We start from the raw sequence: 26,446 nt of genomic DNA, 5'->3' as shown, positions 1-26,446 counted from the left end.
GAGAAATGAACTATTTAATAATTTGGTTAATAGGTAAATTAATAATGACTTTGGTCCCTTCATTTTCCTTGCTTCGTATCGTTATTTCCCCCTGATACTTATGCACGAATTGCTTGGCAATGGACAACCCCAGTCCTGTACCCGCTATCTCGCGATTTCTTGCTTTATCAACACGATAGAACCGATCAAACACATAAGACAATTCGGCTTGCGGTATCCCTATGCCATGATCTTCAATGGTAATTTGTACTTCATTTATCAAGCGCAGCCCCTCAATAACGATCCGTCTATCTTGCAATGTGTATTTAACCGCGTTATCCAGAACGATCAGCAGTATTTGCTCCAAGTGCAGCGGGCTTATAGCTGTCAGGACATTACTTATTTTCACCGTATTCACTTGAATTTCAAAATCGGGATTGAGAACCTCAAATCTTTTGAGCGTCTCTAGGATGACGGGTTCTATTGGAATGGGCTCACAAATTTCAGTATCTAGGTGAGTTTCTACTCTTGTTAGGGTTAGAAGTTCTTCAACGATCCCTTTCAATCGCCTAGTCTCTTGGAGGGAAGCTTGTAAAGATTCATTTAAGACTTCAGGATCTGATTTACCCCAGCGATTTAAGAGGGACAAGTGACCTTCCAATATGGTTATTGGTGTCCGCAGCTCATGAGAGGCATCCTCTACAAATTGCTTTTGTTGGCGAAAAGAGATTTCCAGCTGATGCATCAATTCATTAAATAGCTGCGCTAAACTGGATAATTCATCTCCATTTTCTATGTTGCTAACACGCTCTGTTAGCCCTTTCTCCTTCACACTTCGAATGGTTCCCGCTAATGCCCGAATAGGATGCATCAATTGCCTCGCAATAGCTAAGCCACTAATTGCACTAATGAAAACAGCCAACACCCCGCCGATCAGCATAACCCAGAATAACGTCTGACTAAAATGATCAAACGTTTCTAGATTACTTGCGATCTCTAAGGTTCCAACAAACTTTGCCGTTATGAATGGACTCCTATAAATGAGAATGTGATCTTCTTGAGGGGTGATATCAAATAGTTCTGGCTCTGACACTGTCCTAGGTGTAACCCATTTTTCATCAAAATGATTTGAAACTGTCAGGAGTGGCTCTCCACTTTGCCCAATGATACGTACTAATTGGTTTTTTCCAATCATTTTTTCTATGTAGGGTCGAACTTCAGTTATCAGTACGGCATCCATTGTATTTGATTTTTCATCTAGATAGTCTTGAAGCTGCGCCATACTAACTTGAAGTTTGTCTTCCTCTTGATTCATCATCCACTGTTTGAGAACTAGATATTGGGAGAAATTATAAGTTGCGAATAAAAGGAAGATGAGTGTAGTTGCCCCTAACATGAGCTTCCATTTAATAGGAAGCTTCCGAATAAAATAAGATATTCGTTTCATCATCGCATCACGTATCCGATTCCCCGAACCGTTTGAATACAGCTATTCTCGCCAGCTTGATCTAACTTGTTCCTCAAATACCTGACATAAACATCGACAACATTCGTCTCCACTAACGAATCATACCCCCACACATGATCCAAAAGCATATCGCGCGTCAGAACGAGATTAAGGTTCTTCATGAACATTACTAGTAGATCGAACTCACGCTTTGTAAGCTCAACGATTTGCTTGTCTTTATAAACCATACGGGCGTCCATATCGATTTGAATATTCTGAAAAGTAAGCATACTATGCTGGTCGTTCCCCTCAAGTTCGATACGACGAAAAATAGCCCTAATTCTAGCCAATAATTCTTCAATGGCAAAGGGTTTGGGCATATAATCATCAGCGCCGCTATCTAAGCCTGATACGCGATCAACTACACTATCTCTGGCTGTCAGCATGAGGATTGGGGTCTTCTTCGCTGCACGAATACGTCGACAAACCTCAATTCCGTTCAGCTCTGGCAGCATAATATCCAATAATATCAAGTCCCATTGATCTTGAAGAGCTAATTCCAATCCGGTTTTTCCATCGTAAGCTGTCTGTACTTCGAACGATTCGTGTTCCAGTTCCAGTTGAATAAATCGAACTAAGTTTTTTTCATCTTCTATGAGCAATACCCGTTTCATCGATATCTCCCTTGTCTCGTTATTACTCTAAGTATAATCTAAATAGATTAGAAAATAGTGAGAATTCCCCATGTAATCAGTCCCTACCTAGTTTAAAAAACAGGATATTTTCTTATACAGAAGCCCCAGAAGACTGGGGCAAATTAATCATTCAGTTACGTTTAATTGATTCAATAGAAACTTTGCGTATCGCATTGGTGTTTCATAAGTACGGTAAAAAGTCGTATCTAGGCCTGCTTTTTTAAAGGTGTATCGTTGGTCTCTACCGTTTACTTCGATCAATTTAATCTGGCCATCCTGATCAATGCCCACATCTAGACCAATGTCAGCCATATTAGGCAATTTTACGCCAATATATTGGGCAATTTCCAGAGATACTTGCTGTAACTCTTGCTTCATTTGGAAGGAATCAAAACGGCTTGACTCAAATAGCTGCTCACACCGTTTAACTTTCCCTCCCTTTGCCACATTAGTCACATGACGGCCTGAAGCTGCAACTTTCCCAATCATTCCGGTAACTTGCCATTGCCCGCTACCTCCACGCTGCACCGATATACGTAGATCATAAGGCCTTTCATTGTAAGTTGCTAGCTGGATTGCTTCCTGTATCATGTAGTTTTGTTTACCCACTTTATTTGCAATGAAAGAAATGACTTGCTTCTTCGATACAGGCTTTGGCTTCCCTTTCATCCAATACAGATTCCACCCCCCGCCCTCCAGCTTGGATATTTTAATGATTCCGTCACCTACACTGCTATTTGTTGGCTTGATGAAAAGCGAGAAGTATTTCTTCATGGAGTCTTCTAAATTTTTCCGCGAATATTTAATAGAATCAGGAAGATATTTACGCAGCGAATAATTGGTGTGTAAGAGTTGATGTATACGATGTTTATCGTAACGATTTTGCCTGTTGAAAACGATGCTCGATTGAGAAAGCTCTTTTAATTTTCTTCTTAAATAAGGAGATAAGCTGATGGTTCGGTTATGTGTCACACGAGGAATAGAACGCCTAACGAGCCTATACGCATTATTTTCATGGTAATAGCCCAAAGCAGAATTACCTTTTATTTGCTGTAAACACATATAAAAAGGCCTTAACCCATACATCTTTCCTGCTTTGTTATACAGGGCTAAGCGTTCAGTGCCTGTTCTTCCTCTCGCAATACCCAAATAAGTTTCCAAGTCCAATAGGATACCTACCGTAGTACGCATCGAATCACCGCCATTCGAAAAATAGAACTATGACAGTGTATGTCCCTCTTACTCTTGAAAACACGGTGAATACCTAAGCAAACTAAGGAAATGACAATTTCGGGGAAGGAATTATTTGCCATCTGTCGAACTTAACCTAGGAGTATAATTAAAGGAGGGCACGTATGTCAAAGCGCTTTCAACTGCTCGTCGGCACCAATAAAGGCATTTTCATCTATTCCTCAACGACGGAAAGACGAAATTGGTCCATGAAAGGACCTTTTTTACCAGGATGGGAAGCTTATAGTGTTCTTGGAGATACACGATCAGCAAGTACGTTGTATGCCGGAACTTCACATGCTGCTTATGGCGCGACAATTCGAATGTCTAGCAATGGCGGTGAATCGTGGGAACAGACTGCGGATAGTCCGAGGTACTCCGAGGAAAGTGGTTTTTCCCTAAACCGTATTTGGCAGCTGGTGCCTGGTCTTGCGTCTCAGCCTGATACTCTTTTTGCGGGTGTCGAAGAAGCGGGATTATTCATTAGCCGAGACAGCGGTCAAACGTGGCAAGAGTTAGATGGTTTAACGAAGCACCCCACACGTCCGGAGTGGTTTCCCGGAGCCGGCGGTATGTGCCTGCATACCATTCTCATCGATCCAAGTAATTCACAGCGTATGTGGATTGGAATATCTGCTGTCGGTGTCTTCCGTACACTTGACGGTGGGATTAGCTGGAAGCCGTGTAACAACGGACTGAACCGAATACCAACAGGTCAACCTGATGAACGTGTCGGATACTGTGTGCACAAGATGGTGCTCGACCCGGAGAACTCCGATATTCTCTATATGCAGGAGCATAGCGGGGTATTCAAATCCATCGATGGCGGTGACAGCTGGCATCCTATCGAGGAAGGCCTTACACTACGTGATGGCGATGCACCGTTTGGTTTCCCGATTTCCATTTCACCAACAGGTGATTTATTTCTTATCCCGCTTGAAAGCAGTGAACAACGCTCTATGCGTGACGGCAAGCTAATTGTTTACAGAATGGCACGCGGTGAAAATACCTGGAAGCCTATTGGGGATGTTCTCCCAGAAGAAGAACGACATGTCAGCGTACTGCGAGATGCGATGGCTGTGGATGCTCTTGAGCCTTATGGGCTTTATTTTGGAACAACCTCAGGTGAAATTTACTGTTCACTGGATCGTGGAGAAAGCTGGGAACGTCTGCCAGGACAATTATCACGAATCCTCACTGTGAAGCCAATGATTTTGGAGGACTAGCATGCTTATTACCGTCAGCGTCCCCTCCTTGCTGCGTGATTGCACAGGGGGAAACGTCAAATTCCAGTTGGATGCGCTTACGTTACAAGAAGCACTAAATCAACTAATATCGAGCTATCCCCTGCTGCGCGTTCATCTTTGGACCGAAACCGGGCAAGTCCGCAAACATGTCCTGCTTTATTACAATGACACGAATATCGCTTGGCTGGAAGATTTAAATATCACGCTGCAGCAAGGTGATCAGCTTATCGTTTTCCAAGCTGTCTCAGGAGGGTAAAACAGGTTTTCGAAATATCGGATGCTAAACTTTGCTATCATAATAGATATGCTCCGCATGAATGATATCACTGAGCTCTATAATGCCGTAGGAGTACTGCGGCTGCCTTCTTTTATCCGTAGGCGAGCCTGGGTTAAACATGAGAATTCCGTTCATCATTTGCTTATATGGAACATGGGAATGTCCGAAGATGACGATATCCGGCCGCTCGGCCTGGAACGCTTCTCGGGCTCTTTCCTCTGTCGTTTTGCGAAAGCCGTCTCCATGGATAAGACCAATTCGGTAGTCTCCAAGTGTCAGTATTTTCCTCAGGCCGAATCGTTCAATAATGTCAGATCCGTCATTGTTACCGGCCACAGCTTCACAGGGTGCGATTCGCTCAACCAATTCAACAACGTGCTCACTCACCCAGTCGCCGGCATGAATAATAAGATCTACACCTTGTAAACCTGCAATTAAAGCATCAGGCAGTTTCTGAACACGTGGTGATAAATGTGTATCCGAAATCACGCCAATCCGCATAGGGACCACTCCTTCGTTATATCTGTTAGCCATGAACTCATTCAAATTAACTTCCCATTCCAATAATAGCTATCCTCCCGGTATACGCGAAAGGCGATCTCTACCTCAGGTATGCCAAGCGAAAGAACGTGTTTGGTCAGCACGCTAGCATAATCATCACGCGTCTCCTGCCCTCTCTCAAACCATCCTACTTCTATAAAAGGATACGTATCTACTTCCTTCCCTTCAAATATAGAAACTGTGGGGAGACATTCCAGCATAAAGTTGTCTGTTCCACACGAACATACTTGAGCTAGTTCTTCAATTAACGCCGTACTAATGGATTGAATTTGAGGAACACTAATTCCTCTAACGATCATTTGGGGCATAGATAACGCTCCTTTGTATTTTCTTGGAAGACTGCAAGCTGCCTGTGCAGCGTTAATGTCATATAGGCACTACAGATTACATTGTAGCATATTCGATGTTTGCCGGGCAGTTTGATACAATGTAAACATACAAGCTTTGATTACGCCAAGGGGGACAACAATGTGAAAGAACCCATCGTCATACAGAACAAATTAAGAGAAGCTATGGGTCATCTCGAAAAACGTTTCATGGAACGGGAAGAGCTCATCCGTGTCTTGCTGCTCGCTATCATGAGCGGCGAACACGTCTTATTAGTTGGACCTCCCGGTTCAGCGAAATCTCAATTAGCACGCGCTGCTGCCGAATTATTCGGTAACGAACCTTATTATGATTATCTATTAACCCGCTTCACAACACCAGATGAATTATTCGGGCCTGTCTCCTTACAAAAACTAAAAAATGATGAGTATATTAGGCTCACTGACGGCTACTTACCAAGCGCTCGCTTCGCCTTCCTCGATGAAATATTCAAAGCGAACAGCGCCATACTGAATGCGCTTCTTTCTGTCTTAAATGAACGTGTCTTCTTCAATGGACGGCAGAAGCAGCAGTCTCCTCTTCTATTCTTAATGGCAGCATCAAATGAGTTACCCGAAGATAACGAACAATTAGCGGCGCTGTACGACCGCTTCTTATTCCGATTTGAAGTCGAATATGTCAAGCAAATTTCAAGCTTTGAACTCATGTTTCAGGCACCAACCACACCTCTCCCTACCCTCTTGACAACGGAATTGGTGAAACAGTTGAAATCACAGGCGGCCGAGGTTCAATTGCCAGATGCGCTGGTTTACATGCTTTTTCAATTGAAGACAGCTCTTGAAGAGAAAGAATATGTGCTTTCGGATCGCCGCTACCACAAGATTGGCCATTCGTGGAAGATTTCAGCAGCTATCCATGGGCGCAGCGCGGTCAATGTGTGGGATACCGTACTAACCCCGCATATGCTGTGGGATTTCCCTGAAGATTTGGCAGAGCTCAAAGCCATCTTCGACACCTTATTCCAGGACATGCTCAAACGAGAAATGGAACAAGAACTCCCGCTGATTCAATATAACTTGACGGTTAAAAAATGGTTGGAGAAAGAAGATGAATTACATGCCTTCCAATTTAAAAAAGAAATCGGCGGCGCTTTAAATAAGGACGCTGCCGAACGATTGAAAGCGACTTTGGAAGAGTGCCGAATGGAGCTGGAAGAAACAGCCAGAAGCCTGCGAGGCAGACTTATCTCCTGGCAGGAGAAAGAAAAGAAACTGCCGGAATGGATTGCTTCTCAATCTATCTTTCTGCAGCACCCTGAGCAGTATGCCGTTAAATTCACGCATCTGCGCATTCAGGGCGAGCGCATATTACAATCCATCCAAGGCTTATATCGCACACTGTTTGACCGGGAAATCCCGGGAATCATATACGACTATACGTTATAAGAGGTTACCTATATGATCATACGCTGCACTCGGGTTGACAGGTATGTGTTCGAGGGCTACGTACACTCATCGCGCGTTGCACAAGAATGGATGCGCGAGGCCGTAAGGCAAGCCCCTTGGTTTACGCTTGAACTTTTTGCTGATTTCTTTATGTGTTTCTACTTAACGAAGCCTGAAGTGGACGGCACTGTAGAGGAAACCCCCTTCCACCGTTGGATGGTTTTAACGCTGCGCAAGCAGTACTTCTATGTGTCCATTCATCCTCGTACAATTGGACAAGTAAATGCCTCTTTCAAAACAGCGCTTAAGGCGCTGATGTGGCTTACCGAGTCCTATGAGAAAGAAGTCAAACGCAGACAAAAGGAACAGAAAATAAGCGGCTTTGGCTTCGAGAAGAAGCAGCAGATGAGCGGACAAGAGGAAAAGAGCGTGAGTGAGCGCCTCTCCGAGAAGCAAATCGAGAAGCTGCGGCTTGTTGGCTATACGCTGCAGCAAGGGAAGCGCGCCGTCGAAGACAAGCAGGAAGCCGTCGATTCGCGGCCGCTCATCGCGGAGGAGATTCGAGCACTGAAGCAGCGCATCGCAGAGCTGCAAAACGAGATGCGCACCGAGTTCATGAAGCGCGATAAGCTCAAAGCGAAGCTGCGCAAGGCGGAAGAGGAACTCGAGCGCCGCGAGCGGCAGCTGGACCGCATGAGCGCGCGCGACCTCGCGGCCATGAAGGAGATCGAGGCCGAGCTCGGCGACTGGCTCGGGCAAGCTTTGAAGGAGACGCTGTCCCTCGAAGAGGTGGACAGCTTCAATGTGCACGAGCTCGTGCAAGCGAGTCAGAGGCTCGCGAACCGGCGCTGGGGCAGCGAGCTGGGGAAATTGCGGCGGCAGACGTTCGAGCACTACGTGCAGTGGATTGAGAAACTGAAGCGCAGCAAGGATCTAGTGTCTTTCCTGCAGGAGGTGGGACGGAACATCCATCACCTTAGGGTGCAGCGTAAGAAGCTGCGCTCGCCTTATGTCCCGGAAGCTTACGATGATTTACGCCAGTCTGGCGACATCGCGCATCTGCTTCCGAGCGAAGCCAGCTTGCTCGCTGACGAAGACTTTGAGCCTTATTTTCTCGTCAAATGGATGGAAAATAAGCTCATGACCTACAATTACACCGGCTCTGTTGAAGAGCCGCAGAAAGGTCCTGTTATCTGCATGCTCGATACCTCCCACTCGATGCGAGGCAGCAAGCTGCGGCTTGCTCAGCTGTTTACGGCGACCTTCGCCTCCTTCTCACTCCTAGAGCGACGGGACTTCGTCCTCCTCCTGTTCGGGGCGAAGGGCGAGCTCATCGAGCATGTGCTGTCGTATAAGCGGCCGGATTGGGACCGCTTCTATGGTCTGGCTCAGCTCGCATTCGGCGGCGGCACGAACTTCGACGCGCCGCTGAGCAGAGGCATGGACATCGTACAGCACGAGCGGCAGTTTCACGATGCCGACTTCGTGATGGTCACCGATGGTGTCGGCCAAATCTCCAAAGCGACTCTGCAGAAGCTTGGCGCTCTTGGTCAGAAGAAGCAGCTGCGGCTGCATTCGCTCATTATCGGCTCCGCCCGCCAACATCTCGTACAGAAGTACGAAATTGTCGGCGTTTCTCACCAAGTTAGATTCGCTACCGCCTGGGATGTTCAAGATCCCGTGAAGGATGAACTTCTGCTGGATGTGTTTGCTAAGCGGTAGTGACAGCTTCAAAATAGCGTAAAAGCCTTCAATCCCAATTGGGAATTAAAGGTTTTTTCTATATAATTATAAGGTTTTGGGCTTGGGGTTAGACGACGAAGCTTCTCTTATTTAGGATAGTTAGCTACGGATTTTTACTAGGCACTGAGAGCCTCTTGAGCAACCTTGATCCGTTGCTCATCATATAGGATATTGCTTTTCATACGTCTCATTCCCCCTCACCAATATTGTACCTTATTGCATATTGATGACTCCAATCTAATTAGGGGGCTTCTGAGCAAGTTGTATTTCGTACAACAATAACTGCCGATTTCCTGCCTCTCCCCCTTCATTTTTGCATAATGTACAACAAATGAGCCCTATATAGGCCATTTTGCAACAAATCGGTTCGAAATGTTGTACAAACTGCAACTTCAAGTGGCAAAATAGCCTTTTGGCGTGAGAATTGTTGCAGTAATTACAACATTGGCAATCATTCTAGCCCTTAACCCTTCACAAAGTTGCTGAATGACTCTAATTCAAATTTTTGAATCATATCTAACTAACAGAAGGGAGGATGCAAACTGAATGAAGTGACATTCTCTTATTACAACATTCGCGTGGATAACAGGGAAAAGCAAGCATAAGCATTACGCTTGGGCGTAGCTTGCTTTGTATCAACCTATATAAACACTCACACGTAATGGCGGCGTAATCCGTTTATTTTCTTAGCTTCAGTTACTTCGTATCGAACCAGTAAAAGTGAGGCGGGGGGGGACTTGGGTCGGGTTTTCAATGATTCATACACTAGAATGCTATCACTTTCATAATAGCCCCACCCTGAACCTTCATGAGCGGAACGTCAATGCCTTATTTTGCTCGAAAGTCACTATTATGCTTGCGAAACGGAACGTCGATCACTTATTTCTCTTCGGATGCCGTATTTGCCGCCAAAAATTGCAAAATAACGCCTCCTCATTCCCTTTAAACTAATATAGGCGGATATTTGGATAAATAGCGCCTCCTAGTTCCTTTTGCTACTTCATTTTGCTAGTTCATTTTGCTAATTCATTTTGCAAGTTCATTTTGTCAGTTCCATTCCTAGTTACTTAACAAGTACCAATCGCTGCTTTTTATAGTCGCAGTCATATAATCCCACATAAAAAACCATGATGATCTTCAATGAAGACCAACATGGTTTTAGCCGTTTACTATGTATTCAAGCTCTAATAAGTTCTTTTATTGTTCTCAAAGATACACCCGTTTGGTGGTAAACCTCAATAAGTGTGGCACGCGGATGGGCCCGAACGAAATCCTTCACTTTGTGTGACTCGTTCAAATGAATCTGGGAGCAAGATTTACAACGCTTTTCAAATTTCGAAATATGAACTTGTCCGCATGTTTCACAGTTGCAAAGCGACATCTGTCCACACCTTCCTAATCAATTCTCTATGATAAATCTCACTAAAATATAGATTTCGAGAAGAGACGCACACTTTTGGGGGTACCCCAAAAAAATATATGTAACTAAATTTGAATCTCGACCAAATCACCTGGTTTTATTTCACCTGGGCGTTCCACGTAAGCGACAATCCCTCTGCTTTGCCCTGCATGTTTGATAAATTGTTGTGTTAGGCTTCTGTCTCCGTAATGATTGGCAATCTGCTTGCCAGGTCCTGCACAAGGCTCGTTCTCGCCTTCGCACACAAGTCCGCCGCCACTTGGCAGGATCATTCGGATTCCCATAGGAAGCTTGGTTAATTCAGGAGCGCCGCTCACAACAATATTTGCACCCAACCACTCCGGTTTAATTGTTTCCACACCCAGTCGCTGCGCAATGCCTTGTAGTTCCTCAACGGATACAATGCTGAGTTGACGACGATTCATGATCTCTTGGCCTCTCTTGTACATCGGCTGCCGCGAGTCTGCTTTGGCGAATAACCCGAAGTGACGATCACCTTCAATGCCCCCAAAACTTAGTTCGACACCGTCGATTTCTCTCGTTACAAATGTTGATGCGTCATCCGCAATAAGCACAGCTTCAATTTTAGCCATAATTGCCATGAGTTCGTTCACCTGCCTTGTCCCATATCATACCATTTAATGCCCCTATTCTTCCAGTACCTTCGTTAAGTCCTGCTCTGGCCACATCGTTCCATCCTGCCAACCAAGCACAAAAGCTTCCCATCGACGATTTTCCGGAAAAACATCAAGATCACCGAAGTATTTGGCAATAGTTACATGCTGGGTTGCATGAGCACGCAAGGCTGCTGCCTTGATCGGCCAACCAGCTTCTGTATCTACTACTATCGAAGGCTTGTGACCTTTTGCGAGTAATGAAGCCGCTGCTGCATAATATAACTTGCGTACACTCGGACACTTACCGCTCCATACAGCCGCCGTTGTCACCTTGGAGATGGTGATATGATCAGGGTGACCATTGCCCCCATCCTCCGGAAATGTGAATAGAACCTCGACTTCATACCGCTGAATAAAAGAGATGACACCTTCAACTAGAGCATTGAAATCAATCTCTGCGAGCTGACCATCCGGATGGCCCAAGTTCTCCACGTTCGACAAGCCCAACACCTTGGCGGCTTCATCCATCTCTTTCTCTCGCAGCTTAGCCAGTTCTGATCGATCTGTTGCCCGCTCTAAGCCTTGTCTTCCTGCTTCACCTCGTGTTGCCAACAACAAAGCAGGATTCTCCCCTTGATCGGCAAGCTTGCGAATGATGCACGCACTAAGAAACGTCTCATCATCCGGATGTGCATAAATAAATCCATATGGGTGCTTCATCTCTTCACTCCACTCTTTTTTAGGTAAAAGCTGCTGGCGGATAAATCTTCTCGATGCAATAAATGGCTTGATCCATCGGCATCACTTTCTCATACAGGTCTAGCATATCCATTAACTTCACTTGGTCATTCGAGCTATCTTCCAAGCCAATACAGATGATAAAGCGAATTCCAGGTTTTGTCACAGTCAATAGCTGCTTATCTACATCCAACTTCTCATCAACCATCTTAATACCTATACCAGCTAGTTTCAGCTCATTTGTCATTCGACATGCAGCTTCAGTAGCTTTAGAGTCTAGAAGGATTACTATAGCTTGTTCTTCTAGCTGCTTTCCATACGAACTTTCTGAACTCCAACCTTCATTTGATCCTTCCACGTTTCGCATAACATCCACCCTTCCCATTCTTAACGAGATAAAAAAACGCGCCGGACCTATGGTCCTGCGCGAATTGCTATCCCGCAGGGTGGCCAACGCGAAATGCGTTAGCCCACCCTGATATGTACAGGTGTGTGCTAACGCCTATCAAAATAATGAATTTGTACGAACCAAGCTGTATTCTTCATATGATTCGTCTCCTTCAACTTCATGATTATTATGATTATAGCGAGCCGCTGTCATAGATGCAACAGCTTTTTTTATTTATTCTATGCTAAAATTGCTTCAATATCCGGAGCGATAACCGCTGGATCCGTACTAGCACTGTATTGCTTAACAACAATACCGTTTGCATCTACTAGGAATTTCACGAAATTCCATTCGATTTCTCCTGTACGGTACGGTTCAGGTGTATGGCTTAGCAAGTAAGTATATAAGGGATGAGCATGTTCACCCTTCACATCGATTTTATCAAATAACGAAAATGTAACTTTGTAATTGAGCTCGCAGAAGCTTTGGATTTCTTCATTCGTACCTGTTTCTTGACCGCCAAACTGATTACAAGGGAATCCCAGAACAACCAATCCATTATCTTGATACTGTTCATATAAGCTTTGGAGCCCTTTGTAATGCGGTGTAAGCCCACATGCACTTGCTGTATTTACAATGAGCAGCACTTTTCCTTTATATTCGGAAAGTGACTTCGTTTCGCCTGAGATCGTTTGAACCTCAATATTGTAGATGGACATAGCTCCGCACTCCTTCAAATTATAATAAGTTCCCGTCCATTATAACATTCTTTCTTGGGTGAGCCCAAATCACAAGCTAGACAGTTTAGCTTCCCATATACTGACAGGTGTGATATATTGTTTACCTGTTTATTTCTCTAATAGACAACATCTGATCTTAGGAGGTAACTGATCTTGGACACAAAGACTCAAAGTGCCTATCAAGAAGAATTACAACAACTCGAGCAAACGAATGCGGAAATTGACAAACAGCTTGAGCGGCTTAGGTCGACTCCTGTTTATTACGGTCCGGATTTAACAGAGCAAGCGTTGGAGGCAGCACGCGAGAATGGCCGATACAATTTAGCTAAAGCTGTTGATGAACCTTATTTCGGCCGCCTAGACTTCCAAGAGACTGGAACGGCTTCCGCTCTTCCGCTTTATATTGGTAAATCAGGCGTCGAGGACGAGCGAACAGGCCAATTGCTTGTCATTGACTGGCGGGCACCAGTCGCTAGCCTTTTCTATTCATTCACCGGCGGACTGGACGCTGCTTCTTACGATTCACCTGACGGCCTTATTGATGGCCTCGTTTATCTCAAGCGCAACCTCGTCGTCCGCAAGCAAATTCTCCAACGTGTCGTTGATACCTATGACCGCAATGAAGACTCTCTGGCCGTCGGCGATGAGTTCTTACTCTACCGTCTTGGCGAAAATAAAGACAATAAACTGCGCGACATTGTATCTACCATCCAAGCCGAGCAAGACCGCATTATCCGCGCAGCGAAGAATACAGCATTGATTATCCAAGGGGTCGCAGGAAGCGGTAAGACAACTGTCGCCCTGCATCGACTTGCTTTCTTACTCTATCAATACCGCGAACAGGTTCGTGCAGAACGAATGATCATTTTTGCACCCAACTCTATGTTCCTCGACTACATTTCCGGTGTACTGCCTGAACTTGGAGTCGGAAATATCCAGCAAAGCACTTTCACAGATTGGGCACTTGATGTACTCGACCAAGAAGTAAAGCTAGCTGATCAGGCACTCGTTCTTCAAACCTGGTTCTCACTTGGCAGCAAAAGACCGCCGGTAGATGATCAAGCGCCTGGACGATTTAAAGGGTCCATTGCTTATAAACAATACCTAGATCACTGTCTCACAAGGTTCGAGGAGTCTTATGTACCTACTTCAGACTTCATCCCGTGGGAGGGTGTCAAGCTTCCAATTGCAACCATTCGCGAATGGTTTTTCGTAGAGAACAAGCACTATCCGCTTGTCAAAAGGCGTGAGCGTGTCATTGCTCGGATCAAACGCTGGATGGAAATTCAGCTCGACAAGATTTGGGAGCAAAGTCGGAAGAAAGAGCTGAAAAAGAAAGCTGCTCAGCGCCTGCGCACGTATCTGACCGGATGGCCCGATCACTCGGCATTCAGCTTCTACAAGATGCTCTTCTCAGACAAAGATCGTCCGGACAGCTTGCCCATCGACCTTCTCAATCAAATACCAGAACCAATTGTCACCGCTTCGCTGAAGCTTTTCAAGAAAAAAGAAGTGCAGCTTGAGGATCTCGCTCCACTCCTTTATATTCATACACGCCTTTTCGGCATTCCCTCTGATCGGTTATTCGACCACGTCGTGATTGATGAGGCGCAGGACTTTTCACCTTTCCAAGTTGCTGTGCTTGATTCTTATACAAGGAATAGTTCATTCACGATACTAGGCGATTTATCACAGGGAATTCACGCTTATCAAGGCATCACTGACTGGAAGGAATTTTCCAGCTTGTTTCAGACAGACGAGACCGGTTATTTCGAACTGGAACGAAGTTATCGCTCCACGATGGAAATCATCCAGTTTGCCAATGAGGTTCTGAAACGAGGCGTCGAGAATCCGCTCCTTGCTGTTCCAGTTTTCCGCAGCGGCAACAAAGTCCGCGTTCTACAGACGGACATCAAAGGCCGATTGCCTCTTCTGCAGCGTGTCATCGCAACCTTGAAGCAAGGGAGCTCGAGCACAATCGCTGTTGTTGCCCGTACAGAGAAGCAAGCACAAGAGCTTCATGATGCGTTGACAGATGCTGGAATCGAAACGAATCTCATAACTTCCAAGCAGCGAGTGTATCGCGGTGGTATCTCGGTCCTTCCCGTCTTTTTGACCAAGGGACTTGAATTTGATGCCGTTCTACTCATGGATGTCACTGCCGGGCATTACGAAGCCACTTTTATGGATGCCAAACTGCTGTATGTAGGCTGTACGCGCGCCCTTCATGAATTATGGCTAATGGCTCCAGGCGAGCTGTCCCCTCTGGTCTCAACGGAAGATACAGAGATTGTGGAAACCCAATATCCTGGATAGTTTCAAGCAGTAAACTAAATCTATAGTTTCCTACAACGAATAAAGACACCTGTTCACCGATCATAAAGATCGGGTAAATACAGTAGATAAGAAAGTATAAGTTTTATACTTTTGCTTCGCATCTACCTTGACAAACGCGCTCGTCCCTGAAGGACGACGGAGTCGTTTATCCTTGCGTCTTTACTCACATTTTTAGTAAGCAATAAGAACGCCGCCTTCACCCGCATAGGTACCAATAACCGTGCCCATGTTAGAGAACAGCACTTTGCGGAACGGATATTTCTCAAGTAGTTGGTTCAAGACTTCACGCGCTCTATCCTCACAATTGCTATGTGCGATGGCAATCACATCTTTATCGAAATCGTGGTGAGTTTCCCCTATTTTGGTGATTAATCGTTTCAAGGCTTGCTGGGTTCCGCGGATTTTCTCAATCACTTCCACGGCACCTTCTTCACTGGCTTTCATTAGAAGCTTAATATTCAACACAGACGCAACCGCGCCCCTCACTCGGTCAAGCCTGCCGCCTTTTATTACATTTTCTAACGTATCAAGAAAGAAAAAAGTGACCGAAGTCGTTACAGCTTGCCCTATCACTTCTACAATTTGTTCAAATGGAACATTCGCTTCGGCCATTTTGGCTGCCTTATAGACGAGAACGCCGAGTCCAAGTGAAGTTGTTTTCGAATCAATCACCTCGATACGTCCTGTATAACCTTCTTCGAGAAGCATCTCTTTAGCCATGATTGCATGATGGTAGGTACTGCTAAGAGCAGATGAAAGACTAATCACAAGAATATCTTGGTCTTCCTTGACCTTCTGATATTCAGCGAGGAATAGCTGCGGAGCCGGACTTGACGTCTTCGGCAGGACGCTTTCCTTTCTCATTCTCGCATAAAAGTCAGCTAGCACCATGTCAGGCGGCATGCATTCCTCTCCAAAATGTACGGATAATGGAACAATCGCAATCTCTATCTCGTCTACGATCTTTTCGGGAAGGTCGCAACTGCTATCTGTGATAATCTTGATTGTCGTCATGGTGTCCACTCATTTCTTATTTTATTGCAAAAACAATACCTACTGTATGCGGTCCGCAGTGGCTGGCAACGACGGTCTATGCTGTCTGTTTGTCTATCTATCTTGAAGCTCCACCTAGAAGCCGTAAATGGTCATACCACCATCAACGAACAAAGTCTGACCTGTCACATAATTCGCCGCATCCGAAGCGAAAAATACAGCGGGTCCTACCAACTCCTCAAGCTCTCCCACGCGCCCAAGAGGTGTACGCGCAATAATTTCGGCCAGGTAATCTGGATTAGCAAGAATTTTCTCTGTCAAAGGTGTTTTAAAATACCACGGTCCAATGCTATTTACATTAATCCCATATTTACCCCATTCAAGTGCTAGCACCTTCGTCATTTGGATCATCGCAGCTTTGGTAGCTGCGTATACAACACCTGTTCGAAGGGCAACCTGACCAGCAACAGAAGCGATATTGATAATTCTTCCATATTCCTTTTGCTGCATATGACGACCTACGATTTGTGAACACAAGAACGCAGATTTAAGATTCGTTTGCATAATGGTGTCCCATTCTTCATCCGTAACAGCTAACGCTTGACTGCGAATATTCATGCCCGCATTGTTCACTAGAATATCCAGACGACCCGTCTGTTCAATGAGTTGTTGGACTGCTTCCTCGATCTGTTCTCTATTCGTGACATCAACCGTAATCGGATATGCCTTTCGTCCCAAGGCACGAATTTCATGGGCCACTTCCTCAATATCACTTGCTGTACGGGCGAAAAGAGCTACGTCAGCCCCCGCCTCAGCAAGGCCTATGGCTAGCGCTCTGCCAATGCCTCTTCCTGCTCCTGTGACTAAGGCAATTTTATTTTGTAGTTGAAATGAAGGTAAAAACATCTTTTCATCGTCCAATCTATTAGGTAATAGGATATTTAAGAGCGAAAGAAGGGTTATTTATGGACTATTCCATTCGGGAAGAGAAAGCCAACGCCATCAGCCACGGCGTAGGCGTGTTGTTAAGCATTGCAGCGCTTGTCCTGCTCATTGTGCAGGCTTCCTTACATGGCACTGTTTGGCACATTGTCAGTTTTAGCATTTTTGGTGCAGCATTAGTCATACTTTATACCTGTTCCACGCTACTTCACAGTGTGAGCCATCCGCGATTGAAGGATGTGTTTGAGCTTCTTGATCACTCCGCCATTTATTTGTTAATTGCAGGCAGCTATACCCCTTATTTACTCGTCACCTTGCGAGGGCCACTCGGTTGGAGCTTCTTTGGCGTGATTTGGGGCTTAGCCTTTGTCGGGATCGTCTTGAAAATATTCTACGTGAAACGATTCATCATAGTTTCAACCCTTTGTTATATACTCATGGGTTGGTTGATCGTTTTCGCATTTAAGCCACTGTACATGAACCTACCATTAGGCGGTATCGTGTGGCTCGTCGCAGGCGGACTATTTTATACGTTTGGTTCCATTTTCTATGTATGGCGGCGCATCCCTTATCACCATGCCATTTGGCACGTTTTCGTGCTTGCTGGGAGCGCCTGTCATTTCTTCTCTATATTCGGGTATGTTATACCGGCATAATTATTGGATCAATTGTTGAAGGTGTTCGAGTGAAACCGCATTCTCCACTTGACGCGCCAGTTCTTCATAACCAATTTCATTGGGGTGGATAGCATCATCTGACAAATAACGGTTATCTTGCCCTACGAAAGCATCATACACTTGAACCACAAGAATATGGGACTGCTCTAATTTGCGCAGAAAAAAATTAAAACGCTGTACCCAATAAGCAGCATCCGGCACCTGCGGCAATGGATTGTAGAGCCCGACTAAAACGATCAAGCAAGGCTCCCCAACCCCTTGCCGCAGCGCCTCAATTTCACTGACCATTTTCTTATAGTTGGATTCATACGTTTGAAGCGCAGATTTTAAGTAAGCGGGATCTCCTTGATAAAAGAAAGGAATTGCCGCCTGGATTAAGTCATTGCCGCCAGCTGTGATCGTGATGAGATTCGCTTCTCTTATATCCTTTTGGAGCTCCGGATCTAACTCGAGTGATTGGAGCAATTGACTAGTTGTAGCACCATTCTTGCCTGCAGGCTTTAAGTGAATAGGAACCTTCAGCAATTGCTCCAACTTTTGCCGATAGATAGATACGAATCCGTGACCTTCCGGAGCTCCAAAACCAACCGTTAGTGAATCTCCAAATGCCAAATAATTGATCGTCTTTTCCATTGCTATCCTCTCCCTAAAGCCTGACGTATAATACTATATGCGCCAGCGCCCAGTTTGGGAAGGGACACTCTCACCAGTTCTTTCGTCGTTTTTTTATACGTTTACATGCTGCTTAACATAATTTTCGATTTGTGCCTTTTCCGAGAATGTAAATTGGAATTCACAATCACAACCCTCGTCGTGAAGGACAATCTGAACAATTTCTCCATCTAGATTACAGATAACCAGTATAGAGGGATCGATTAAATCCTTTGGAAACTCCTCGCCAACCTCTTTATGAATACCTAAGAAAATATCTCTCCATTGCCCTCTTATCTCTGATTCCGTGAAAGATAATGTGAATCGGTGTTCTTCGTGTTCGGCTCCATATTTCATCATGTGAGAGTCCCCCTAAATATTTCGCAAAAAATCTCTTTGGTAAGATTGCGTTTATTAACTCTTTTTGTTCATTAATTGTAACCCAGTGGGCTGTAAAGTGGTAGTTCACCTTCCTTTATACTACAATGGAGCTAAGAACCATTCAACAAAGGAGTCTTCCATTTATGAAAACAACCATTACACAAACCATTGATAACCATGCAGACAGATTCAAAGCCATATCCAGCTTTATAGGAGCAAACCCAGAGCTAGGGCATGAAGAATTCAAAGCTTCGGATCGCTTAACGGAGGAATTGACCTATCACGGCTTCCACGTTGAACGCGGTGTCTTAGATATTGCAACCTCATTTATCGCTACCTATGATTCTGGCAAAGCGGGCCCTGTCGTGGCCTTCTTAGCTGAATATGACGCATTGCCCGACCTGGGTCACGCTTGCGGTCACCATCTCATCTGTATGATGAGTATTGGCGCAGCCATCGGCCTTAAGTCGGTCATCGACGAAACAGGCGGCAGTATCCGTGTATATGGAACACCTGCCGAAGAAACCAAAGGCGCCAAAGTGCCAATGGCCGCGGCTGGACTATTCAAAGATGTGGATATCGCACTGATGGCTCACCCGTACTATACATATGAGAAGTCAGGCGAATCGCTAGCTATGGACGCTATCCAATACGAATTCTTTGGTCGTTCCGCTCATGCAGCTGCTCAACCTTATGAAGGCATCAACGCACTTGATGCTGTTCTTCAACTGTTCAATTCCATAAATGCACTGCGCCAACAAACCAAGTCTGATGCGCGTATTCACGGGATTATTAGCGAAGGCGGCAAAGCTCCCAATATTATCCCTGACTATGCTGTCGCTCAGTTCTATGTCCGCTCTGCATCCCGTACATATACGAACGAGCTTGTCCAGAAAGTACTTCACTGCGCTGAGGGCGCTGCCCTGCAAACTGGCTGTACATTGAAAACTTCCTTTTACGAATATTCTTATGACGAACTTCGGACCAATGAGACACTTTCAGCCGTCTTCACTGATCAGTTACTAGCAATGGGGATTGATCCGAAAGAGATCGAAATTGGCAAGGATCACGGTTCCCTTGACCTAGGCAACGTGTCTACCCAATGCCCGACGATTCACCCTTTCGTCAAAGTTGTAGACGAGAGACATATGCTGCATACCAAGGAGTTCCGTGATCTCGCGCTGCAGGACCCCGCTCTTAATGCCATGATTTTCACAGCAAAGCTACTGGCTTTCACGGCATATGAAGTACTCACCAGTCCAGGGCTGTTAAGTAAAATCAAAGCGGAATTCGCTGCAGAGCAGAAATAACCCATCTACATACGCAAAACCAGCCGCATGAAACAGAGCTCCTGCTCCGTTGATGCGGCTGGTTCATTTGCGGTCTATCGATACAAGACATCGTTTAGCAAAGTAGCCATTGAAGGCTGGATTTGTTGTACGAAATACAACAATAGCAACCATGGAAAACTATGTGCAAAAAATGCCATCCATTTATTACCTATCCATGCCTTTACGCTGAAACGCTTGCAGAAGAAGCCTGATGGCTAACCTCCGCCTTCACTTTACGCTCTTCTAATTGGGTTAGAATCGCATAAAACATGATCATGCCAATAAAACCGCTAAACGCGATAAGAGATGCCATCATCCACGAGGAGATCAATCCGCCAAGCATGACACCGAAACCTCCTAAAAGCATGGCCCCTTTATACACCATTCCGAATAATGCCATATAAGAGCTTCTTGCATGATCAGGTGCAATATTGCCCAGATAGGCTTGTTTAATCGGTACATACATGAGCTCTCCAACCGTTGCAATGAACATCGAGACGAGCAGCAGCCATGGTTGATTACTATAAGCCAGATAGCTATATCCCAATATGTAACATGTGTACCCAATGAACAGTACTTTGCTATCCGAGAACCTTCGCATCATAATCCCCATGAGGACGGAGAGTACAACGACTAGCACCGTATTTTCGGTACGGATAAAGCCTAACATTTTCAACCCGTCAATATGCCAGGATTGTTCATTCCATGGGAAGAATGGCATATTAACCATCTCTTTTTCGAGCCGTACACCCACGTAATTACCAAGATGAAACTCAACCGATACAAGCAGCAGAGAAGCTAGTGTGAAAATCATGAAGGTTTTATCACGCAGTACCATTCGATAATTGGCCCACATCGACGGACTTCCTTTTAGGCTTCCTTTACTCTCTCTAGCAGCTTGTGGTTGATAGACTTCATCAATAAAGAAATAAGTCACAATCAAAGTGACCATACCTATAACGGATAAACCAATGAATAGCTCGAACAAATAAGATTTGAACAAGAAAGCGCCTGCAAGCCCAGCAATTGCAAAAGATAAATTATTCATCCAGTACATGATGGCGTACATGAATTTCCGAACATCCGGAGCTGTAACGTCAAGCAGCATGGCTTCATTGGCAGGACCATGAATGCCCCAGAACATACTAACAAAAATCATCAGAACAAAGGTCATCCCCGGAGATTCAAGCCAAGGAGAATTGGCCAGCGCCATTCCAACGAAACAGAGCATCCAACCTACTTCAGCCGTGAGCATCAGCTTTTTGCGCCCTATTCGATCTGCATAGTAGCCTCCAATTATCCCCGCGACGACTCCAGCAAGAATGCCAAGAATTACGACTAAACCAGCACTTGTATCTCCTAATTTTCCGGAAAAATAAATAGACATGAAGGGAAGCACCATATTATTAGCAGTTCCGGAGAGGAAAGATAGCCCGATTCTTAGTTTGACATTACGATGAAAATCACGAAATCTCACGATATACCTCCGCGTATGCGAGCTTTTGACATTCGTATTATTTTACCATTGTTCAATAAATTACGAAAAAAAATTACTGCTTTTCATTACTGCGTAAAAACATGCCCACACCAACTAAAAGCAAACACCCGGCTAGCAGTTGAACGGTTGTGATCGTTTCTCCGAGTAAGAAATAAGCTAATAAAGTGGCCCCTAGCGGTTCCCCTAAGACGGTCATTGAAACAGAAGAAGCCTTCATATATTTAAGCAGCCAATTAAATACATAATGACCAAACACTGTAGGAACAATCGCCAAAAGCAAGAATATTCCCCACTCTTTTGCTGGGTAAGCGGTAAACGACACACCTGTGAACACGTTGGTGACCGCAAGTACTAACCCCGCAAAAAAGAACACGAAAAAACTATAAACAAAAGCTGATATATGCTCCCTCAAACTTTTGCCTAAAAGAATATGTAAGGCTACAGCAATTGTTCCGACCAAAGATAGCAAATCCCCTCTAAGCGCTTTACCGGAAAATTGAAAATCTCCCCATCCGATACAAATGGCACCGGCGATAGCCATACACATGGCGATCAATGCCGCTCGACTAGTCCGATGTCCATAAAGAAGAAACGCTCCGAGCAGCACAAAAATGGGCTCTAACGTTAGAATAGCCGTCGAACTCGCTACTGTCGTAAAATGAAGGGAATCCATCCAAAATAAGAAATGCAAACCAAGCGCTATTCCGGAAATAGCTGTTCTCAGCCAATCTCTTAATTGAATTCTAGCAATCTCTTTCCTATAATTCCACAAAAAAGGCAGCATCAAGGCATTCGTCATGAGTAGCCGATACATCGCGATGACAGCAGCAGGCGCATATGACCACCGAACAAAAATCGCTGAGAAAGAAATGGCAATGATGCCGATCAATAGAAATATAGAAATGGGTACTTTGGTTTTATTCATAGCATTCATGATGTGAAAACTCCTCTAGAGCTTGAAATCTTATCGTTGCCAAATAAGTATATAGGAGGAAGAACGGCTTGCCAATCTTTTTTAAACTTTGTTCAATTAATTGTAATATGTATACAACGTGGAAAGCGTAAAAAAAAACCCTTTGGTCGCCTATTTTCATATAAGCAGTTACCAAGGGCTTCTTTTAAATTACATGGTAGAATTAATCTAAAACAGCTGTAATATGTTTGTTCGTTACGGACCAGTGAGATGTATTCCAGATAGATTCTTTATCTTTAAAATAAAGGATTTGCGGGGACGCGTGTTTGATGCCCAGATCCTCTGCAATTTGATTCGAAACCGGACGGGATTCGATCACTTTCACTAAGAAATAATCTACATCCGCATTTGGTTTACCGGACAGATATTCCTCATATTCATCAAGTGCGCTTGCGCTTACCGGACACGTTGTGCTGTGCTTTAGAACGACAACGGGCTTCTCGGAAGAGCGATTCAGTACTTCCTGCCACTCTTCTACTGTAGTTAATTCTTTCCATGCTGACATAAGAACATCTCCCTTCCTTTTAGTTAATAATGATTATAAAGTAAGCTACAATCATATGCAAATCACACAACTCGCACAACTCGCAACCCCCGCTATCTTACTGGTATAATGAAATTGTAAATATTCCCAGAGAAGACAGGAGGAACATATGCAATCACCACCCCCGATCTCAAGACGCTCTTTTCTCAAGAAAGGTACTGTGCTTGCAGGCTCTTTCATCGCTTCCGGAGGTTTACTTGGCAGTTATGCTAGTTTCTTGGAACCCAAATGGGTCGAGATTACGAGAATAACACTGCCTTTCGAGCGACTTCCCAATGCCTTCCATGGTATTAAACTTTTACATTTCAGCGATATCCATATTGGTCATCACTTCGACCTTCAGGACTTAGAACGTGTCATGAAACTGATTCAGAAAGAAAAAGCGGACATGCTTTGTTTTACCGGCGATTTATTTGACGCAGATATTAACGAAGATCCAGATTTAACCAGTCAATTACTGGGCAGCCTTGAAGCACCTTTGGGAAAATGGGCAGTACTTGGTAACCACGATAAATGGATTGGGTACAATTACACTCTCGCGATCCTGCACAACGGAGGCTTTCAGTCTCTCGTTAACGCTTTTCAGACGATCACTTATAAAGGACAAACTATACAAATAGCAGGCGTTGAGGATATGCTGACGGGTAAACCGGATATCGCGAAAACCTTGCGCGGGGCCAATGCTCAAATATTTACGTTGCTGCTATCTCATTGTCCTGATTTTGCGGATAAGGCAACTGAACGCGCCGTCGATTTGCAATTATCCGGCCACACACATGGCGGTCAGATACGATTACCAGGAGTTGGAGCTGTTATCAAACCACCGTGCGGTAGAAATTATGTCATAGGGCTTAGTGAAGTGCCTAATTCGAAAATGCTTGTTTACACCAATCGCGGTATTGGAACAACTATGCTCCCCTTTCGCCTGATGTGCAGGCCAGAGATTACTGTTATTACTTTAGAAAAGCGAAAACCCTGAGCGCCTAAAGCGTCTCAGGGTTTTATGTTTACTATCTAACATGTAAAAATTGACGAAACAAGAAGACGGCCTTCAATTTTAATAGATCGTTTACTTTTTTGAAATCAACCTGTAAGAGATCACTAATCTTCTCCAAGCGGTACGTTACGGTATTCCTATGAATAAATAATTGCTTTGCCGCCTCGCTTACTTGACCATCATTACGTATGAACACCTCTAAAGTACGAATCATCTCTTGCGAATATTCAGCATCTTTTTCAAGTAAAGGACGTAGAATTTTGGCACAGTAATCTTCCATCATAGTGGATGACATGTTCTGGAATAGATGCGCAAATTCGATGGTTTCATAATGAAGCACACGATCAGGAAGTCCAAGCTTGGATGCCATACGCTTCGTCTCCAAACATTCCATATAAGCTTCCCTTAACGCTGTTGGCTTTAATTTCATAGAGCTCGTATAGAAAGCCATATCACCGGCTTCTTCAATACATCCTGAATCGCTAGCGTACTTGGTCAGAAGCTGTGACAGCTCTTCCTCTGGAAACCCATCAACCTGATTCGTTGAATAGATCGAGAACAGCATATCCTTGAACACAAAATGGTGCCCAGTCAGACTGCTTGATTTCGGATGTGATTCCATATATTGTTTGAGGTTCTTGAGCTTAACTTGGGGCTGCTCCTCCACCAGTTTTTCCGGCTTATTTTTACTGATCACACATTGATAAGCTCCTGTAAAGATCGATAACCCTCTGGCTTCCGCCTGTTCAAGGAACTCCTCAAGAGAGGTTCCTTTATCCAAATAGCGTATGAGATTGTTTTGTAAATCGCGTTGTGCAGATGCTTCAACATGAGATCGAAACGTATAGCACATATGGAAGGTCAGGATATCTGCAGCTTGCTGGAATAAACCTTCCTCCACGTTTGCGAGCAGAACCGCATCCGGAATTATCAACAAATGTCCAAGAGGCTCATCTTCTTGCTGATGCAGTCCTACACGATAAGCGCGTTCTTTACCTGCGTATACCCAGCCTGATTTCCGTTTCCACGGCCAATTCTGAGAGAGTTGATCAGGACTCCATGCGCTTGTGTTATATAAAATTTGTCCTCTAGCTCCCACTACCGCCATAGGATAACCAAGAATATCACTGATTAATTGGAACATGGAAAGCATATTATCCTGTTTCAATCCGAATTGCATCAGCTTCTTCTGTTTCTCAAGGACAGATTGCAGCAGCTTTGTATTGCGGCGGTATTCTTCGTTAAACAAGGCATTCATTTGATCAGAAAACGTAAATTGAAAGGGCATCTCGATAATCGGAAAATGCAGCCGATCTGCTTCATCTGCAACAATCTGCGGCAGCTCCGACCAGAAACGCCCCAGCTTGATCCCTAACCCAGCAGCTCCGCGATCATTTAATTTACGAAGTAAATTAACCGTTTCTTGCGGACTATCCTTCATCGCGAATGCTGTGGTGAAGAGCATCTCTCCTGATTTCGTCCAATCAGCAATATCAGGAGCGTCCATCACATTAACTGATTTGACGATGCGGGAATCACCTTGCTTGCCTGCTACAAGTTTCGCTTCCGTTAAAGGATATATGGATAATGCCTCACGAATGGTAAGATGCATGGTGCTTCCCCCTTAGTGCCTTTTAAATGATTATAGGATGATCCTGCCAATTCAGTCAATGGATTTGTGTTAACTTATATGACATAAAGGTGAATTTCATGAATGTTTTATGACTTTATTTTATTTTTGTGTCATAAAACATGACATCATAGATGAAAGCTAACACTCACGAAAAAGAGAGACATGCTTAGCACATGCCTCCCATTTAAATGAATCCACCTCAAATCACTCGAAAAGTTCCTGTTCCCATCGTCCCCAAATTGCCTTCACGGTCAAAAACACGACCTTGCGTAGTTATCATCTTTCGGGATTGATGAACAAGCTCAGCCGTCACCAATAATCGGCCTTCATATAGAGGAGCTACGAAATGAACATTTAAATTCGTCGTTACAACCTTATCCTCCGGCCTGGCCATCATCACAACAATCCCCATTGCATTATCCAGCAAGGAAGATAGGACACCGCCATGTACGATCCCTATCGGGTTTAAGTGATGCGTTTTGGCTTCCAAAGCAATCGTGATGATGTTGTCTTGCATACTCACAAATTCACAGCCAAGAAAGCCCCAAAACGTAGGCTCTGCTGATGCTGCTAATTGCTGCAGTCTCTTATTAATTCGTTCGTTAGCATCATCCATAGGATTCCCTCCACTCTTC

26 protein-coding genes are annotated in these 26,446 nt (G+C 44.6%); 8 read left to right on the top strand and 18 right to left on the bottom strand.

All coding sequences use genetic code 11. The features are described 5' to 3' along the window. Positions 1–10 precede the first annotated feature (10 nt). From ASG93_RS26500 to ASG93_RS26490, 3 genes are all read right to left on the bottom strand, one after another. Complete coding sequence (locus tag ASG93_RS26500; protein WP_056836889.1) at positions 11–1,429, bottom strand: HAMP domain-containing histidine kinase; 1,419 nt, start codon at positions 1,427–1,429, stop codon at positions 11–13. Next, positions 1,426–2,100 (bottom strand): response regulator transcription factor, encoded by a 675-nt coding sequence (locus ASG93_RS26495; protein ID WP_056836887.1) that lies wholly within the window; start codon positions 2,098–2,100, stop codon positions 1,426–1,428. The genes ASG93_RS26500 and ASG93_RS26495 overlap by 4 nt, the downstream gene beginning before the upstream one ends. Positions 2,101–2,247: 147 nt before the next feature. Next, positions 2,248–3,312, bottom strand: a complete 1,065-nt coding sequence (locus ASG93_RS26490) for a YheC/YheD family protein (protein WP_056836885.1) — start codon at positions 3,310–3,312, stop codon at positions 2,248–2,250. A gap of 164 nt (positions 3,313–3,476) precedes the next feature. Between ASG93_RS26490 and ASG93_RS26485 the strand changes: the two genes are divergently transcribed. Together ASG93_RS26485 and ASG93_RS26480 are read left to right on the top strand one after the other, a co-directional pair. After that, a complete protein-coding gene (locus tag ASG93_RS26485; RefSeq protein WP_056836883.1) occupies positions 3,477–4,577 on the top strand; it encodes a WD40/YVTN/BNR-like repeat-containing protein in 1,101 nt (366 codons plus the stop codon). A gap of 1 nt (position 4,578) precedes the next feature. Further along, complete coding sequence (locus tag ASG93_RS26480) at positions 4,579–4,854, top strand: MoaD/ThiS family protein (RefSeq protein WP_056836881.1); 276 nt, start codon at positions 4,579–4,581, stop codon at positions 4,852–4,854. A gap of 24 nt (positions 4,855–4,878) precedes the next feature. Here ASG93_RS26480 and ASG93_RS26475 read toward each other — a convergent pair whose 3' ends face one another. Both ASG93_RS26475 and ASG93_RS26470 read right to left on the bottom strand, forming a co-directional pair. Beyond that, entirely contained in the window at positions 4,879–5,376 is a 498-nt protein-coding gene (locus ASG93_RS26475) for a metallophosphoesterase family protein (protein WP_056837659.1), read from the bottom strand. A 41-nt stretch (positions 5,377–5,417) separates the two neighbouring features. Then, a complete protein-coding gene (locus ASG93_RS26470; protein ID WP_056836879.1) occupies positions 5,418–5,744 on the bottom strand; it encodes a DUF1904 family protein in 327 nt (108 codons plus the stop codon). Positions 5,745–5,906: 162 nt separating this feature from the next. Here ASG93_RS26470 and ASG93_RS26465 point away from each other — a divergent pair, with 162 nt between their 5' ends. Both ASG93_RS26465 and ASG93_RS26460 read left to right on the top strand, forming a co-directional pair. Next, complete coding sequence (locus tag ASG93_RS26465) at positions 5,907–7,208, top strand: AAA family ATPase (protein ID WP_268796060.1); 1,302 nt, start codon at positions 5,907–5,909, stop codon at positions 7,206–7,208. A 12-nt stretch (positions 7,209–7,220) separates the two neighbouring features. Further along, positions 7,221–8,930, top strand: a complete 1,710-nt coding sequence (locus ASG93_RS26460; protein ID WP_056836876.1) for a vWA domain-containing protein — start codon at positions 7,221–7,223, stop codon at positions 8,928–8,930. 1,506 nt (positions 8,931–10,436) lie between these two features. Here ASG93_RS26460 and ASG93_RS26455 read toward each other — a convergent pair. The 4 genes from ASG93_RS26455 to ASG93_RS26440 form a co-directional block, all read right to left on the bottom strand. Beyond that, positions 10,437–10,973: an MOSC domain-containing protein gene (locus ASG93_RS26455; RefSeq protein ID WP_056836875.1), complete on the bottom strand. Its 537-nt coding sequence runs from the start codon at positions 10,971–10,973 to the stop codon at positions 10,437–10,439. Between the two features lie 45 nt (positions 10,974–11,018). Then, complete coding sequence (locus tag ASG93_RS26450; RefSeq protein WP_056836872.1) at positions 11,019–11,708, bottom strand: PIG-L deacetylase family protein; 690 nt, start codon at positions 11,706–11,708, stop codon at positions 11,019–11,021. 19 nt (positions 11,709–11,727) lie between these two features. Continuing rightward, positions 11,728–12,093 carry a His/Gly/Thr/Pro-type tRNA ligase C-terminal domain-containing protein gene (locus tag ASG93_RS26445; protein ID WP_056836871.1) on the bottom strand — a complete coding sequence of 122 codons (366 nt, stop codon included), beginning with the start codon at positions 12,091–12,093 and terminating at the stop codon, positions 11,728–11,730. A gap of 260 nt (positions 12,094–12,353) precedes the next feature. Continuing rightward, on the bottom strand, positions 12,354–12,833 hold the full coding sequence (locus ASG93_RS26440; protein ID WP_056836869.1) for a glutathione peroxidase: 480 nt from the start codon (positions 12,831–12,833) through the stop codon (positions 12,354–12,356). Positions 12,834–13,007: 174 nt separating this feature from the next. Between ASG93_RS26440 and ASG93_RS26435 the strand changes: the two genes are divergently transcribed. Continuing rightward, positions 13,008–15,170 carry a HelD family protein gene (locus tag ASG93_RS26435; protein ID WP_056836867.1) on the top strand — a complete coding sequence of 721 codons (2,163 nt, stop codon included), beginning with the start codon at positions 13,008–13,010 and terminating at the stop codon, positions 15,168–15,170. A gap of 192 nt (positions 15,171–15,362) precedes the next feature. Here ASG93_RS26435 and ASG93_RS26430 read toward each other — a convergent pair whose 3' ends face one another. Both ASG93_RS26430 and ASG93_RS26425 read right to left on the bottom strand, forming a co-directional pair. Beyond that, a complete protein-coding gene (locus tag ASG93_RS26430; RefSeq protein ID WP_056836865.1) occupies positions 15,363–16,205 on the bottom strand; it encodes a DegV family protein in 843 nt (280 codons plus the stop codon). Positions 16,206–16,319: 114 nt separating this feature from the next. After that, complete coding sequence (locus ASG93_RS26425; protein WP_056836863.1) at positions 16,320–17,090, bottom strand: SDR family NAD(P)-dependent oxidoreductase; 771 nt, start codon at positions 17,088–17,090, stop codon at positions 16,320–16,322. A 59-nt stretch (positions 17,091–17,149) separates the two neighbouring features. On the opposite strand from ASG93_RS26425, the gene trhA reads away from it, so the two are divergent. Beyond that, a complete protein-coding gene (gene trhA / locus ASG93_RS26420; RefSeq protein ID WP_056836861.1) occupies positions 17,150–17,782 on the top strand; it encodes a PAQR family membrane homeostasis protein TrhA in 633 nt (210 codons plus the stop codon). Here the strand turns inward: trhA and ASG93_RS26415 are convergent, their stop codons facing one another. Both ASG93_RS26415 and ASG93_RS26410 read right to left on the bottom strand, forming a co-directional pair. After that, a complete protein-coding gene (locus ASG93_RS26415) occupies positions 17,783–18,436 on the bottom strand; it encodes a GDSL-type esterase/lipase family protein (RefSeq protein WP_056836859.1) in 654 nt (217 codons plus the stop codon). A gap of 93 nt (positions 18,437–18,529) precedes the next feature. Continuing rightward, positions 18,530–18,814, bottom strand: a complete 285-nt coding sequence (locus ASG93_RS26410; protein WP_056836857.1) for a hypothetical protein — start codon at positions 18,812–18,814, stop codon at positions 18,530–18,532. Positions 18,815–18,978: 164 nt separating this feature from the next. On the opposite strand from ASG93_RS26410, the gene ASG93_RS26405 reads away from it, so the two are divergent. Further along, positions 18,979–20,145, top strand: coding sequence for a M20 family metallopeptidase (locus ASG93_RS26405; RefSeq protein ID WP_056836856.1), 1,167 nt, complete (start codon positions 18,979–18,981; stop codon positions 20,143–20,145). 202 nt (positions 20,146–20,347) lie between these two features. On the opposite strand, the gene ASG93_RS26400 is transcribed toward ASG93_RS26405, so the two are convergent. From ASG93_RS26400 to ytxJ, 3 genes are all read right to left on the bottom strand, one after another. After that, a complete protein-coding gene (locus ASG93_RS26400; protein ID WP_063891975.1) occupies positions 20,348–21,643 on the bottom strand; it encodes an MDR family MFS transporter in 1,296 nt (431 codons plus the stop codon). 73 nt (positions 21,644–21,716) lie between these two features. Next, positions 21,717–22,598: a DMT family transporter gene (locus ASG93_RS26395; protein WP_056836853.1), complete on the bottom strand. Its 882-nt coding sequence runs from the start codon at positions 22,596–22,598 to the stop codon at positions 21,717–21,719. A 202-nt stretch (positions 22,599–22,800) separates the two neighbouring features. Further along, on the bottom strand, positions 22,801–23,142 hold the full coding sequence (gene ytxJ, locus ASG93_RS26390) for a bacillithiol system redox-active protein YtxJ (RefSeq protein ID WP_056836852.1): 342 nt from the start codon (positions 23,140–23,142) through the stop codon (positions 22,801–22,803). A 148-nt stretch (positions 23,143–23,290) separates the two neighbouring features. Between ytxJ and ASG93_RS26385 the strand changes: the two genes are divergently transcribed. Further along, positions 23,291–24,160, top strand: coding sequence for a metallophosphoesterase (locus ASG93_RS26385; RefSeq protein ID WP_056836850.1), 870 nt, complete (start codon positions 23,291–23,293; stop codon positions 24,158–24,160). A 31-nt stretch (positions 24,161–24,191) separates the two neighbouring features. Here ASG93_RS26385 and ASG93_RS26380 read toward each other — a convergent pair whose 3' ends face one another. Together ASG93_RS26380 and ASG93_RS26375 are read right to left on the bottom strand one after the other, a co-directional pair. After that, positions 24,192–25,790: a PucR family transcriptional regulator gene (locus tag ASG93_RS26380; RefSeq protein ID WP_056836849.1), complete on the bottom strand. Its 1,599-nt coding sequence runs from the start codon at positions 25,788–25,790 to the stop codon at positions 24,192–24,194. A gap of 220 nt (positions 25,791–26,010) precedes the next feature. Further along, complete coding sequence (locus ASG93_RS26375; RefSeq protein WP_056836846.1) at positions 26,011–26,427, bottom strand: PaaI family thioesterase; 417 nt, start codon at positions 26,425–26,427, stop codon at positions 26,011–26,013. Positions 26,428–26,446 lie beyond the last annotated feature (19 nt).

Origin of the sequence: Paenibacillus sp. Soil787 (assembly GCF_001429545.1) — a bacterium.
Lineage (GTDB): Bacteria > Bacillota > Bacilli > Paenibacillales > NBRC-103111 > Paenibacillus_E.
Note: the sequence above shows the minus strand (reverse complement) of the source record. Positions and strands in the feature narration are given on the sequence as shown.